The 14,280-nt window shown below is 61.3% G+C and carries 13 protein-coding genes; 3 read left to right on the top strand and 10 right to left on the bottom strand.

All coding sequences use genetic code 11. The features are described from left to right. Positions 1–273: 273 nt before the first annotated feature. The 7 genes from ACN22W_RS18795 to ACN22W_RS18765 all read right to left on the bottom strand — a co-directional run bounded on the left by ACN22W_RS18795 (position 274) and on the right by ACN22W_RS18765 (position 7,241). On the bottom strand, positions 274–939 hold the full coding sequence (locus ACN22W_RS18795) for a hypothetical protein (RefSeq protein ID WP_419688954.1): 666 nt from the start codon (positions 937–939) through the stop codon (positions 274–276). Further along, complete coding sequence (locus tag ACN22W_RS18790; RefSeq protein WP_419688953.1) at positions 936–1,532, bottom strand: hypothetical protein; 597 nt, start codon at positions 1,530–1,532, stop codon at positions 936–938. Before ACN22W_RS18790 ends, ACN22W_RS18795 begins: the two co-directional genes overlap by 4 nt. Further along, entirely contained in the window at positions 1,529–1,780 is a 252-nt protein-coding gene (locus ACN22W_RS18785; protein WP_129515484.1) for a PAAR domain-containing protein, read from the bottom strand. The genes ACN22W_RS18790 and ACN22W_RS18785 overlap by 4 nt, the downstream gene beginning before the upstream one ends. 656 nt (positions 1,781–2,436) lie before the next feature. Next, positions 2,437–3,108, bottom strand: a complete 672-nt coding sequence (locus tag ACN22W_RS18780; protein ID WP_419688952.1) for an N-acetylmuramidase domain-containing protein — start codon at positions 3,106–3,108, stop codon at positions 2,437–2,439. 45 nt (positions 3,109–3,153) lie between these two features. Further along, the gene (locus ACN22W_RS18775) at positions 3,154–3,870 is read right to left on the bottom strand and encodes a hypothetical protein (RefSeq protein ID WP_419688951.1); all 717 of its coding nucleotides are present in this window, start codon (positions 3,868–3,870) and stop codon (positions 3,154–3,156) included. Between the two features lie 41 nt (positions 3,871–3,911). Continuing rightward, complete coding sequence (locus tag ACN22W_RS18770; protein WP_419688950.1) at positions 3,912–6,674, bottom strand: type VI secretion system Vgr family protein; 2,763 nt, start codon at positions 6,672–6,674, stop codon at positions 3,912–3,914. A 21-nt stretch (positions 6,675–6,695) separates the two neighbouring features. Then, the gene (locus ACN22W_RS18765; protein WP_419688949.1) at positions 6,696–7,241 is read right to left on the bottom strand and encodes a TagK domain-containing protein; all 546 of its coding nucleotides are present in this window, start codon (positions 7,239–7,241) and stop codon (positions 6,696–6,698) included. A gap of 699 nt (positions 7,242–7,940) precedes the next feature. Here ACN22W_RS18765 and ACN22W_RS18760 point away from each other — a divergent pair. Then, positions 7,941–8,141, top strand: coding sequence for a membrane protein (locus ACN22W_RS18760; protein ID WP_048245797.1), 201 nt, complete (start codon positions 7,941–7,943; stop codon positions 8,139–8,141). Between the two features lie 468 nt (positions 8,142–8,609). Here ACN22W_RS18760 and blaPEN-bcc read toward each other — a convergent pair whose 3' ends face one another. Continuing rightward, positions 8,610–9,503, bottom strand: a complete 894-nt coding sequence (gene blaPEN-bcc, locus ACN22W_RS18755; RefSeq protein WP_419688948.1) for a PEN family class A beta-lactamase, Bcc-type — start codon at positions 9,501–9,503, stop codon at positions 8,610–8,612. Between the two features lie 139 nt (positions 9,504–9,642). Here blaPEN-bcc and penR point away from each other — a divergent pair, with 139 nt between their 5' ends. Beyond that, positions 9,643–10,533 (top strand): beta-lactamase transcriptional regulator PenR, encoded by an 891-nt coding sequence (penR, locus tag ACN22W_RS18750; protein ID WP_419688947.1) that lies wholly within the window; start codon positions 9,643–9,645, stop codon positions 10,531–10,533. Between the two features lie 500 nt (positions 10,534–11,033). Here the strand turns inward: penR and ACN22W_RS18745 are convergent, their stop codons facing one another. Together ACN22W_RS18745 and ACN22W_RS18740 are read right to left on the bottom strand one after the other, a co-directional pair. Beyond that, positions 11,034–11,285 carry a hypothetical protein gene (locus ACN22W_RS18745; RefSeq protein ID WP_048245793.1) on the bottom strand — a complete coding sequence of 84 codons (252 nt, stop codon included), beginning with the start codon at positions 11,283–11,285 and terminating at the stop codon, positions 11,034–11,036. A gap of 309 nt (positions 11,286–11,594) precedes the next feature. Then, complete coding sequence (locus ACN22W_RS18740) at positions 11,595–13,817, bottom strand: glycogen debranching N-terminal domain-containing protein (protein WP_419688946.1); 2,223 nt, start codon at positions 13,815–13,817, stop codon at positions 11,595–11,597. A gap of 215 nt (positions 13,818–14,032) precedes the next feature. Between ACN22W_RS18740 and ACN22W_RS18735 the strand changes: the two genes are divergently transcribed. Beyond that, positions 14,033–14,275: a hypothetical protein gene (locus tag ACN22W_RS18735; protein ID WP_419688945.1), complete on the top strand. Its 243-nt coding sequence runs from the start codon at positions 14,033–14,035 to the stop codon at positions 14,273–14,275. Positions 14,276–14,280: the final 5 nt, after the last annotated feature.

Below are 14,280 nucleotides of genomic sequence, written 5' to 3'. Positions count from 1 at the left end.
ACGCCACGGCGATGCGCGTCGTGATCGCCGCAAGCGTGTCGGTCATGCGCTGCGCCACTTACCCACAGATTTTGTTGGCAAGCTTGTGGATATCCTGCGCACCGTGTCGCTAAGCCCATGATTCAATGGACTTTGGCACGCGTGATGCGGTCACCGTGCACCACAGGTTTCGAAGACGGTGCGAGGCATGACGAACTGCAATTGGCACTGCCGCAATGTAGCTTAAAAATCACACCATGTGATCTCTGGCATTCCCGATGTGCAAATGCCACCCTACGCCCCATCGTCCATCGGCATGTCCTCGGCCACCTCTCGCGAGACAACATGCCATTGACCGAATTCCACATCAAACAGCGCCGCGTCGGTCTCGACCATACCATTCGGCCAAGCTACCGCCGGCGCCAACCTGATCGCCCGTCTCGCCATCGTCTGTAACCTGGACAGGTTCCACGTCGTCCGCATCCATTCGCAAGTGTCACGCCAAGCAAACAGCCCGGCCTGCTCGTAAATTCGATCCAGCGTACCGAGTGCGGTCGCGTTCACATTGAACGTGATCGGCCCATGATCGCCGATCGGTTTCGTCAACGGCCCTCCGAACCTTCTGGGCGCGCCATCCTCACACAAGATCATCCGACCTTCCGCCACGCCCCACGCCAAGTGCAGCATTGCGAATAGTCCGCCCTCGGAATTCAAGAACAATCGGGGCGGGAGGCTACGAGCCTCCATTACGTGATACTGCAATCCCGGCTTGGCTCGGAGCATTCCTTCGATATGCGCATCGGCCAGCGACAGAAAACATACCAGGACACGGCCATTCCCCAATGCCTCTGTGACGTATTCAAACTGTCCCGGTTCAATTTCCACCGTCACCACATACGTAATCGGGTCCATGAAAAAGTACCCAACTTCATACTGCTTCCCATTCCATTCGTAATTCATACCTTTAGTGGTACAAAATGCCACTGGCCGGACTCCGAATTGAACAGCGCAAACTGATCGGCGCGGACCTTTCTCCACGGTATGACCGGCAATTCCATTTGGGCGGTCACGCGGTCCAGTTTTTCCTGGCTCCAGTCCGTGTCGCAGAACATCTCACGCCACGCAAATATCCCGGCGGCCTCGTACAACCTGGCAAATTCCGCAACCGCATACGCCGGCAGTTCCAGTCCGTCACGGTCACTAGCCCATCGCACCGTCATCGTGATGCGAGACAACTGGTTATCCCGGTTCAGGATCAGCCGTTTCTGGCTGGCCGCAAAGCCCATGTGCAGCGCGATGGCATAGCCATTTCCCGACCGGAACGGCTGGGTATCGAACCGCGAAGCGGGAACCGGCATGCACAGGAGACCACTCGCATTTTTCAAGAACAGGGCTTCCAGCAGCGCATCGAAATAGGACAGAAAACCACTCACCGCGTTAGTGTCCGGTTCCTTACGCTGAACGACCAGGTTCCGGGTTACGTCCTCCTGCAATACCCATACCCTGGTGGATGTGAAACTCGACGGAATAAACTGCGCGGATTCAGTCATCATCGCACGCTCGAAATCAGGTGGCAGCCGCATGTGCCTCGATGACCGGCACGCGCAACCGGAACACCTTCGTCGGTGATCTCTTCATCGCCTTCCTCGATCACATTCGGGCGCACTTCAGGATGCTGCGGGCAGGTGATCCGATCACCTTTGCGAGCGACCGCGATATCGCCATAGCTCATGGTTGGCGAGGCACTTACAACCTTGCCGGCGTGGTCGGTCGCGTCGCCGAGACGGATAAGATCAATCATGGTTTGTTCGTTGACAGAAATGGATTCACGAGGTCAGCGGAACGGATCCAGCCGGTCTTGATGTGCCTCTTATCGTCATCTTCGATTAACATATCCGGGTTAACATAACGAATGTACGAATATTTACCTTTTCGCTTAATCACGACAACCACATCACCAGGAAAAAGATAGCCAACCCTATCGATCAAATCAAAATTTCTATAAATAGACGATCTGTTATTTAAAACGCCAATTCCCACACCATAAATTCTCCCAACCTCCGTATACGGAAGACCGCCATCACTCGGAAAAAATCCTGCCGCACTCTGACATCCAGCACGCGGCTTTTCGGTGCTTATCGTGATAGTTTTACTTTTTTTAACAAAAAGCCACGAATAGAAGACGCGGGGTCAATTCGAGCATATTTGTACCTCTGATCACGATAATCGAGATCAAATGTTTCTATTGGAAAACCCCCACCCAAAACGCGAACGGATTTCTTTGTATAAAACAAAAATCTACAATAAAACAATTCATTATGAGCCGAATAATATCCGTACAATCTCCCCCCATCTGAAAAAGTAACAAACCGGGACTCATCGTATAGGAATATCTCCCCTGCAATTGCCCAATGCAGATGTAAGGATCCCACAACAGCACAAAGGAGACGAAGAAGTTTATTTGAATTCATTGTAATATTTCTCCATCCGCGCCGGGTAGACCGGGGGATATCCCGCCCCGTTATAGTTCCTTGCAAATTTCTCCCAGTTCTTTTTTTGAAGAGCACTCAAGGCCCCGACACTGACCTTTGTCATATAAGCCACAAATATCTCGAACTGCTCATCGACACCAGTCATCGCTTTGTTTGCCAGCTCCATTGGACTTGAGTATCCCATTCGATAGTAGAAAAAACCCATGACTTGGAATACCCCCCAGGAACACGCCATAATTGAAGCAGGTAGGTTTAAGTCCGCAGCTCTAGTCAGTCGCTCGTACTGATACATCACATCGCCATCCTCATGCCCCCATCCGCCATCACCCTCTTTTTTCTTACCGATTGAATAGCCACCCGCTTTCGGCAAACAAAGATCTGGAAACTGAGGAAATAAATTAATCATATTGGATAGATTTCGATCCTCCCAACGCGACTCATCTTGTATCGCCCGAAAAAAATAGTGCCGTTCATATCGAATTTTTGGCAATCCATTTTGACAAAATGGAGCACCAGATGATTCCGTCGCCGCCACCGCTTTCAACGCAGCCACCTCAACTTTCAACTCGCCCGCAATTTCCCTAAATTTCAACTCAGAAATCTCAGTTGTTTTTGGATAATTAAGTCGAGAGCCCAATACATTAAATGCAACAGTTGTTGGTTTCTGCGTATCAACGACCTTTTAGTGATGTTCAATTGTTTCTTTTATTTTCTTTTTATGAGTTTTCTTGTCCTCAACCACTTCCTTCTTGCGAGTTGGAAAATCCTTCTTCACTCGCCCTTGCTCAGTGACTTTCTGCGACCAACCAATGTACGGTCCAAATTCGCGAACCAGACGTTCGATGGTCATGATCTCGCCCTGCTGTACAACAGGTAAATCAAGGTTCTGCTCCAGTGCCTCCTTTGGCGTCATCCTCGTAGTTGCTTCGAGGTGATACTCGGGACTGACGATTGTGAAGGCACTGATATCCTTTTTCGGCATCACGGTCGCCTTCAACACGTGTTCCCCACGCCGATTCTTCACTAGAACATCGATCGGCTGGTTACGTGCGGCGTTCTGGATTGTCATCGCGTAGCCATCCGTGTCCGTCACTGCTTCCATCTGGTTATTCATCATTGATGGCATTGAAGTCTCTGCCGGAACTGATGCACCGCTGGGAGCAGAAGCGGATTCCCGTGACGCCGCTGGAACTGCAACTGGCGGATCATCGCTGCCTGCTCCAAGTTTCCATGCAGGGGCTAACGGTGCGCCTGTACCAGCCTTGATTTGCACGGACAACCCTTCGATCGGCTTTTGCAAGGTATCCCTGAACACGAAAGTTACTTCGACATAAGGCGATGGCGTCGCCTTACGAGGCGCCGGTTGAGACTTACGAGACGGATGATTCGGTTGCGTCATCTGTTACCTTTGACAAGTCACTTTAAAAGAACGGGCTGATCTCAAGCCTGTTCTGAACCATCTTCAAGTTCGTGGTGGTCGTAAGCGTCTTCGGTGACGCACCAGTCTCCGGCCCCAATCTCGCATCTGACCGTCGTTGGCTCCGCCGTGCTGACGGTCAGCGTTGCGCCATCGGTCAACATGCCTTGTTGTTTGAGCGTGCCGTCCGGCAAATAGATACGATAGGGTTGGTTCGCCACGGTCAGTCCATCCCCCAGGTTCTCAACAACCGTACTGACATCAAACTTCTGCGTGTAAAGCTCCGCGGGATTCTGCTCCAACGGCGCAACGGGCATGACCGGTAACGGGCAGCGCATGAACGACGCAGCCGGCTTCCCCCATTTCGGCGTCTTTTCGAGAATTGGTCCCGGCGAGCCGTTGATGATGCCGCTACCGTTGATCTGGATATACGAGCCGCCCGCACCAATCCAGATTTCCTTTGATGCACTGAGAATGATCTTTCCGTCCGTGCTCGTAATGGTTAGATCCTTTAGCGCGGCCAGCGCCATCGCATCGCCCTGCGCTTGAATTTCGACTTTCCCTTTCCCCGCGAACAATCGGATGCCGAACTGCGCCGCAAACAACGAGACGGCACCACGCACCGCCGCAATCAGAGAACGGCCGCCCGAAATGCTGATATCCCGACCGGCGGTTACGGCATGATCCCGCTCGCTCACCAAGTGGACACTTTCGGTTGCCGTCACGGCGAAGCCCGCCGCGCTCGCGATCGCCAGATCGGCCCGAGTCATTTCGGGGAACCGGTTGTCGTCTGTGCCAGCGCTGCCGCGCAGCGCGTCGTTTTGCGCCTTCATTGCTGCCGTTGCATCGCTCTGTCTCACGTCCGAATCCTGGGCGCGGTGGCGCTGCGCAAGTTGCGACAGATCCTCATGCTGCTGGCGAGCCTGTGTAAGACGCTGCACCGTCTCACCCATCTCCTTGACGGGTGCCGTCGCCCCCGCGCGCGTCTCGGTCGTTATCAGCATGCCGCGATTGGCGCGCAGCACGCCCCACGCATCGGTTGCCAGTTCCCAGCCGATGCCGCGCGCTTCCTTGCGTCCCGCGTTGCCGTCGATACGCGTGTTGTAGCCGAGCACCAGGCGCGACTGCGCATGGTCGCTCGACACTTGCACCTGCAATTTGCCCGGCGTGTCATCCGTTACGATCTGGTTCGCCTGCATACCTTCCAGATCGCGCGAGCGTATGCCTGACAGCGCCTGATTGTCCGGCAGCACCCACGGCGGTTGGTTGAACTGATTCACCATCCGCGACGACACATACGGTCTGTCCGGATTTCCTTCGTGATAGCTGACCTCCACCTCCTGCCCGATGCGCGGCAGGTAAATGGTCCCGAATCCGCTGCCCTGCCACGGCGAGGCCACCCGCACCCAGCAACTTGAATTCTCGTTGCGTTTGCCGTGGCGATCCCAAATGAACTGCACCTTCACCCGCGCGTAGCCATCCACCCACATCGCCTGTTTTTCCGGGCCAACCACAACCGCCGTCTCCGGGCCACATCGTGGTTTTTCTCTTGGCCGGCTGCGAAAGAACACATTGGCCGGTTGCAGCACGAAATCCGTCACGCACCGGTAGCGCGCTTGGCCGCCCGCTGGCTGACTGGTCTCATCCACGTTGCGGATATCAAGCGTGGTCGCAATCACCAGATACTCGGCGTTGACCTGCCGGTCGGGATGCCCTTTGAGATGGAACGTATGGCCGGTCGTCAGTCCCCGCAGGTTGCCGCGGCCTTTCGCCCGCAGGCGGCGGCAACGCAGCGCATCAACCCGCACACGCGCGAGATGTCCGCCCTCGCCCTGCCATTCGTTCGGCGTGCCCGCCAGCCCTCCTTTGCCCGCCAACGGTTGCGAATAGTTGCCCCAGCCATAGTGCTCGGCATTGGCGAACGGTTCGTCACGGCCGTCATCTTTCGTCACACGCAGATCGGCAAGCGACTGCGTCGAATCGTAATCCGTGAGGCTCACCACGCCCGCCGTCAGCGCACGGGAGACTTTCAGCGTGTGAATGTGTTCCTCGTCGATGCGCGCACCGTCCGGCGCATGCCAGGTAATCGTGTCGTACATGTTGCCGTGCGGCTGGTGAGAACCCGGCGAGTCGCACAGCACCAGCGTGGCGCCTTCCATGAAGAAATACAGTCCCCATTCGCGCCACAGCCGCGTGAGGAAGTCGTAATCGCTCTCCCAGAACTGCCGCACGTAATCACGCTTTGGATAGACGCCACGCAGGCCAGGTGCAGCCAACCTCAACTCAAACGTGAACGGATAGCGCCGGTCCGTCAGGACCGTTTCGGTGATCTCGACTACGCTCTGGTTCTGGAAAATCCGGTTCTCGCGGTTGCGCGTGGCCAACCACAGCCACGGACGCACGGTGAACTGGTAGAACGCATGGCGGTCGTTCGCGCCGGTGCCGTGCACGGCGGTGATCAGGCCGATGATCGTGCGCGTGCCCGCGCCGACGTTGCCCAGGCCGCTGCCGCCGGGCAGTCCCGCGATGAACTCTCCCTTGCCGTCAAATTCGAACGAGACGGCAATTTCGGTGCCAACCAGTTTGTCGGGCTGCACCCGCACCTGTGCCTCGTAAACGGGCAACGTCGGATCATCGGCGGTGATCAGTTCCAGCGTGTACCTGTACAGCCTGCCAAACTTCTCGGTGCCGGTCACACGAGAAGGCACGAGGACAGGCCTGCCGCCCCAGGAAGGCAGCGCCTCGCCGGAAACGGCAAGCGTGCGGGATTGCTGCGGATTGAACATGGCGAATGGAGAACGAATGATTCAGGACGGGTCACCGTAAGCCGGCGGCCGGAACGGCATCGACATCGGGCTGTCGACGCTAAGCACGTGGTGTTCACGACACGTGAGCGGCGGCAGCAGATCTGGCGAACGGCGTGCCTCGGCCGCGTGGTATTCGGGCGGCGCGAACAAGCGCAGGATTTCCGGCACTGGCTTGTCTGAAATGAGATCGAGGTTCTCGTCCGGCCCCAACGGATCAAAGGCCGCATCGACGTTCATCCTGCCGCCGAGCCACGCTTCCATCGAACCAGTGTCGCTCTGCACCGGCTCCGGTTCGGCAGCCTGCGGCGGCATCAAATCGCTTGCCTCTTCGCGCGACGGCCAAACGTCTATCGCGAGCACCACCGACGGATCGATGAGCGCCTGCCAATACTGTCGCTGCAGCGAATCAATGAGATCGCCCACGGCTGATGGGACGCTGCCACCTTCGGCCTGAAACCCACTTCTGTCGTATGCCAAAGGTGAACCGATCAGATCGAACACGGCGTTGTTGTCGTGCAGATTCTGCTGATCATCGTCGTCGTTCATTTCTTTGAGACAAGTTTCGGAGGATTCTCATTTTTTATTGGATTCCCTTCCGCCCGTCTATTGGACAAGTTCCAAAGTCGTCGATAGATGTTATCGAACAGGAAACTTGCATGACGCGTGAAAACACACGGCGCCTCTAACTCCGTCATCGCCCACCACTTATGGACAGGACCAGATCTGTTACTACTCCACATATACTTCGGAGTTCTTGATTCATAAAGGAATCTGGCCGCACCCCGTTACTTGGATATCGCCCGTAAGATGCACGTTCCGCGCGTATTAATAGACAACTTTGTCAATTGTCAATAACGTGATCTGTTATGTACGAGCGGCCACGGCCTCGCCGTCACGGTGCGCTTCGATGCGCCAGCCTGGGTGCCGGTGCGAAGGGCGATTTGTCCACAGATTTTGTTGGCAAGCTTGTGGATATCCTGCGCAAGCGTGCGCTAACTCGTTGATCGGCCAATGGTTCAGGCTTCGCGTCACCCATGCGGCAACGTGCGGCGCGAGCCTGCGCGAAACCGGACGATCCGGCGCCCCGGCAACGCGCCGCCCGCGCCTTGACGCCCGTGCATGCCAAGCGTCAAGATCACGCGAGCCGCACGCGGCCGCGCATCGTCGGTTTCGCGCGTCGGCACACCGTGCCGGCCGTTCCGCCGGCGCCGCACCACAACACAACACATCACTCCGAGGAAGGCCATGGAACACTTCACCGCGTGGCAGTTGCTCGTCTCGCTCGTGCTCGTCGCCGTCGTCGTCTATCCGTATGTCCGCATCGTCCGGCGCACCGGGCATTCGGGCTGGTGGATCCTGACGATGTTCGTCCCCATCCTGAACTTCGTGATGTTGTGGGTGTTCGCGTTCGCGCGCTGGCCCACCGTCGACGATCGGCACGGCTGAATGCCGCGCCGGCGGACCGGCGAGCTTGTCCACAGATTTTGTTGGCAAGCATGTGGATAGCCTGCGCATACCGCAACCAAGCGCTTGATCCGAAAGACCTTGTCCGCGCCGCTTCGAATGCGGCACGCGGCCGGTAAATCGCCAGTCGCGGCCCGTCTCGTCGCGTAACGGGCCGGTCGACCGGCTTGTCCACAGATTTTGTTGGCAAGCATGTGGATAGCTTGCGCATACCGCAGCCAAGCGCTTGATCCGAAAGACTTTGTCCGCGCCGCTTCAAACGCGGCACGGCGGCTCGCGGCGCGCCGAACGCGGCCGCTTGCCGACTTGTCCACAATTTTTGTTGGCAAGCATGTGGATATCCTGAGCATGCGCGACCTAAGTCGTTGATCGCACAACGTTTGGCCGCGCAGGTCACGACTATGGCACGGCGTGCTGGCGGATCCCGTCGCGCACGCCGCACCGCCCTGCTTAACCGAACGTCGCGACCGCGATGCGTGTGGCCGCCGCGATCACGTCCTCCTTCGCCCGCGCATCGGCACGCGTCTGCGTGTAGTACACGGTCAGCACGATTGGCGCACGCGACGGCGGCCACACGACGCCCGCGTCGTTCGTCGTCCCGTAGTCGCCGGTGCCCGTCTTGTCGCCGACCGTCCACCCGGCCGGCACGCCCGCGCGGATCCGCTTGTCGCCGACCTTGTTGCCGCGCAGCCAGGCAACGAGCTGCGCACGCTGCGCGGCCGGCAGCGCGTCGCCGAGCGTCAGCACGCGCAGGCTCGCGGCCATCGCGGCAGGCGTCGTCGTGTCGCGCAGGTCGCCCGGCAGTGCGGTATTCAGTTCGGTCTCCCATCGATCGAGCCGGAACGTGTCGTCGCCGATCGAGCGCGCGTACGCGGTCACGGCCGACGGGCCGCCGAGCAGCTTCATCAGCAGGTTCGCGGCCGAGTTGTCGCTGTACTGGATCGCGGCCGCGCACAGATCGGCCACCGTCATGCCCGTGTCGACATGCTTCTCCGACACCGGCGAATACTTGACGAGGTCGGCCTTCCCGTACGTCACGCGCTGTTGCAGCAACCCCGGACGCTCGACGCTCTGCGCGAGCACCGCCGCACTCAGCATCGCCTTGAACGTGCTGCAGAACGGGAAACGCTCGTCCGCGCGATGCAGCGCGCGCCGGCCGCTCGCGGTGTCGATCGCGCACACGCCGAGGCGGCCGCCGGCGGCACGCTCGAGCGCATCGAACGACGTCGCGGACGAAACGTCCGGCGCACCGGCCCGCGGCGACGCACACGCGGTGACGGCAAGGACGAGCGGCGCCGTCGCGGCGGCCAGCAACAGGGTTCGGCGTTGCGATGAGTAGGTCATGTCATGTGTCTCGTGGTGGAATGGATGCGGAACGAAGGCAAAACGCTGAAGCAGGACGGCGGCCGCCGAGACAGCACTATCGGGACTTTACGGTTGCCTGACAAGCAACGATAATTGAGCGCTGACCAAAGAAAATCTTATGATGAAGCTCCGCCCTCATCTTCCACTCAATGCGTTGCGCGCGTTCGAATCGTCGGCGCGCCATCTGAACTTCACGCGCGCGGGCCTCGAGCTGAGCGTGACCCAGGCCGCGGTCAGCCAGCAGGTGCGCTCGCTCGAGGAGCGGCTCGGCTGCACGCTGTTCACGCGGCTGCCGCGCGGCCTCGGGCTCACCGACGAGGGGCGCGCGCTGCTGCCGGTGCTGAGCGACGCGTTCAGCCGTATCGAGACGGTGCTCAAGCAGTTCGACGGCGGGCGTTTCCGCGAGGTGCTGACGCTCGGTGTCGTCGGCACCTTCGCCCTAGGCTGGCTAATGCCGCGGTTGAAGCAGTTCGGCGATACGCACCCGTTCGTCGAGCTGCGGCTGCGGACCAACAACAACGTCGTCGATCTTGCCGCCGAGGGTCTCGACTTCGCGATCCGGTTCGGCGAAGGCAACTGGCCGGCGACGCGCAACGAGCGCCTGCTCGACGCGCCACTCACCGCGCTGTGCGCGCCGGAGATCGCGCGGCGCCTCGCGCAACCGGCCGATCTCGCGAACGAAACGCTGCTGCGCTCCTACCGCACCGACGAATGGCTCGGCTGGTTCGACGCCGCGCAGCTCGAACCGTGGACGGTCAACGGGCCCGTGTTCGATTCGTCGCGGCTGATGGTCGAGGCCGCGATGCAGGGCGCGGGCGTCGCGCTCGCGCCGGCCTGCATGTTCTCGCGCGAACTGCAGCTCGGCCTGCTCGCGCGGCCGCTCGACATCGACGTGCGCGCCGGCGGCTACTGGCTCACGTCGCTGAAGTCGAAACCGCTCACGCCTGCGATGACACTCTTTCGTGACTGGATCGTGACCGAGGCGGCCGACACGGCGCCGGCCGAGTGACGCTCGCCGCGTTGTTGTCCACAGAAAGTGTTGGCAAGGATGTGGATATCCTGGGTACCCGGGGCCTAACTCGTTGATCGCGCACGAATTAACGTGCCGACGCACGTATCGGGCAGCCCGTCTGCACGGGCTTCGCGCACCGGTCGCCGCATGCCGGATCCTCAACTGTCGCGACGCAATCGATTGCAAGTTGTCCACAGATTTTGTTGGCAAGCCTGTGGATATCCCTCAGATCTGGCGCGTAACACATTGATACAAAAGGGGATTCGATACGGGGACCTTGACCGGTCACCGACGTGGCAGCGCAAGGGCTTTTGCACGGCGCGTGCGGCACGCCCGGCCCGGCGCGCGCAGGTTCTCCACAGATTGTGTTGGCAAGCTTGTGGATATCCTGCGCATCGGCCACCTAACTCATTGAACGCACGGGGTTTTGTGCTTTGTCTGCGGAATCGGGCAGCGCCGGCGCGGCCCATGCGGCAAGCGCCGGCGCCATCCGTGCATCAATGCCGCTCGAGCCCGCCGCGCAATTCGCTCGCCTTGTCGCGCAGCGCCTCGTAACCCGAGCGCGCATGCTCGGGCAGGTCGGGATCGCCGATCAGCGCGCCGAGCGTTTCGATCAGGCTGAACAGGATGCCCTTCGCCGCGCCGACCGCGATGCTCTGCGATTCGATCGACTTGTGCAGGTGGTCGACCGCCGCTTCCAGATTCTCGAGCTTCTGCTCGCCGTCGTCGGGCCGGTTGTCGGTCGTCATCGTCTACCTCCGCATCGTTCAAGGGTCATGTCACGATTCTATGCCGCTGCGCGCGAACATGGCGCGACATCGCGCAATGTCCGCGCAGCGCCGCACCAGGGCCTGTTCCCGCTAATAACGGGCTTGCGAACGTGCCTTGCCGGCTGTCCCCCAAGGGGACTTCCTTCGGGGCGCGTGCAAGAAGCAAGGAGCGCCGTTTGGCCGCGCCAAACAAGCGACGTGCGACGCCGCAATGCGGCCGGCAAGGCACGTTCCCCTGTTTGGAAAAAAACATTCGTGGGGCTGGCCCGTTATTAGCGGGAACAGGCCCTAAAGCACCGCGACCACCTTCACACGGCCCGGCTGCTCCGCCGACGCGACGACCTGGCCGTCAACGCGGCGGAACGTCAGCGACACGGTTTCGTCGCCGACGCGCAGCGCGTCGATCCGCAGCCAGTCGACGCCTTCCGGCAGCGCCGGGCGCTCGACGCGCACCTCGTGGCGCGTCGCGTCGATGCTCACGCCGAGGCACGCCTGCAGCATCATGAACGGCGCGCCGGCCGCCCACGCCTGCGGCAGGCAGGCGACCGGATACGCGGTCGGCGGTTCGCCGCGCCGGCGCGGGAACCCGCAGAACAGTTCCGGCAACCGCATCTCGAAGCTCACCGCCGCCTCGAACAGCGCGCGCAGCAGGTTCACCGCGGCCGTCTTGTCGCCGTAGCGCGCGAGCCCGCGTGCGATGAGCGCATTGTCGTGCGGCCACACCGAGCCGTTGTGATACGCCATCGGGTTGAAGCGCGGCTGGCCGGCCGCGAGCGTGCGGATGCCCCAGCCGGTCTGGAACAGCGCCGAGCCGAGCACGCCGGCGACCGCCGCGCCGCGCTCGGCGTCGGGCAGCCCGAACGCGAGCAGGTGGCCCGCGTTCGACGCGAACACGCGGCACAGGTCGCCATGACCGTCGAGCGCGATCCCGTAGAAATCGCCTTCCGGCATCCAGAACAGCGCGTCGACCTGGTCGCGCAGCGTCTTGGCGCGCAACGCGTAACGCGTGGCGTCGGCCGCGTGGCCGCGCCGGTGCGAACACATCGACATCGCATCGAGCGCCGCGCACGCATAGGCCTGCACTTCGACGAGCGCGATCGGCCCGTCCGGGAAGCGGCCGTCCGCATGGAACACCGAATCGTGGCTGTCCTTCCAGCCCTGGTTCGCGAGGCCGCGCTCCGACGTGCGCTGGTAATCGAGCAGTCCGTAAGGATTGCGGTCGCACTTGTCGATCACCCATTGCGCGGCACGCTCGAGCGCGGGCCACAGCTCGTCGATCAGCGCGTCGTCGCCGGTGCGTTCGACATACGCGCCCGCGAGCACGATGAAGAGCGGCGTCGTGTCGACGCCGCCGTAGTACAGCGCGAACGGCACCTCGCCCGTCGCGGCCATCTCGCTGCGGCGGAACTCATGCATGATCTTGCCGGGCTCCGCATCGCGGAACGCGGAGGTCTCGCGCGCCTGGTGCTCGGCCAGGAACCGCAGCACGCCGCGCGCAAGCGACGGTTGCAGCCACAGCATCTGCAGCGACGTGATCACCGCGTCGCGGCCGAACGGCGTCGAGAACCACGGAATGCCCGCATACGGGTACGGCCCCGTGTCGAGCTGCGTGGTGAGCAGCCCGAGATCCGCGAGCGAACGGTCGAGCCACGCGTCGAACAGCGGATTACCGGTGTTCACGCGCGCCATCGACTCGCGCCGCGCGCGCATCTCGCGGTGCACGCCGACGAGCGCGGTGCGCAGCGCGACGCGGCCGCACCCCGGGCTGTCGGCATGCGCCGCGCCGAGCGTCGCGTCGACAGTCAGGTAGATCGACACGCACGCCTGCGCTGCGATCGTCAGCGTGTAGTCGGCACGATCGACCGACAGCGCATCGGGCGCCGGCGAGAAATACACGGTCACGTTGCGCTCGACGCTGTCGAGGCCGTCGTAACGCAGCCGCACCGCGCCTGCGTCGACGCGCGGCGCCACCACGGTGCCGCGCTTCGGGCGCTGCGTGCCGCGCACCTCGAACATGTCCTTGAAATCGGCCGCGAACGACAGCGACAGCGGCACCTCGGCTTCGCTCGCGCCGTAATTCGTCAACGTCAGCGCTTCGTAAAGCACGTCGCCCGCGAGCACGCGCATCCGTTCGATATGGATCACGCCCTCGGGCGTTTCGTGGCCGCCGAGCGGCGGCAGCGGGCGATTCGTCAGGTGGGCGGTAAACGACGCGTTGTCGGCGCTCGTCGCGCCCGACAGCAGCGACGGCGCGCGGCCGCCGAACGTCAGGCGCCATTTCGACAGCACGCGCATGTCGTCGACGAACAGGCCGTCGTCATGACCGCCGATGTCGCCGAGCGCGTCGCTGACCACGAACGCATCGCCGGATTTCAGCACGTACTGGTTGTTGCGCGCGAGTGCCTGCGGATCGGTCTCGGGCGCGATGAATGCGGGGCCCGACGCTGAGGTCGGGGCAGCGGGCGCAACCTGCGGCGCCTGCGTCGTCGTGGCTTCGGCGTGATTCGGCATCGATGCTCCTGTGTCGAGGCGCAACGCGCGGCGCGCGTCGCGTGTTTCGCACAGGATAGGCCAGAACCGATCACGCGTGCAGCGCCGCTCCAGCGCGTCATTGAGATTCTGTTGACATTGATGGCCGGCCCGCCGTGCGTCGCGAAGAATGGCGCCCTGTTCAGCGACGCCGAGCCGACACGGCCGTTCGTCATCACAAGACTTCCACCCGCCCCATGCAATTCGTTCACTACAAAGACCGCGAGTACGGCGTATTCGCCGTTCAACGCGCCAATCAGCGCTGGGACGGCGTCTACGAACTCCGTACGCGCCATCCCGCTCCGCCACGTGTGCGCCGCTTCATCGTCGCGTCGATGTTCGGCTTCGATTCGAAGCTGAGCGCGATGCACGACGCCGAGCGCAATGCGCGCGCCGATATCGACCACGGCCTCGGCTGCGATCCCCGCGCCGGCGACTGACCGTC

Source organism: Burkholderia theae (assembly GCF_048565265.1).
GTDB lineage: Bacteria > Pseudomonadota > Gammaproteobacteria > Burkholderiales > Burkholderiaceae > Burkholderia > Burkholderia theae.
Note: the sequence above shows the minus strand (reverse complement) of the source record. Positions and strands in the feature narration are given on the sequence as shown.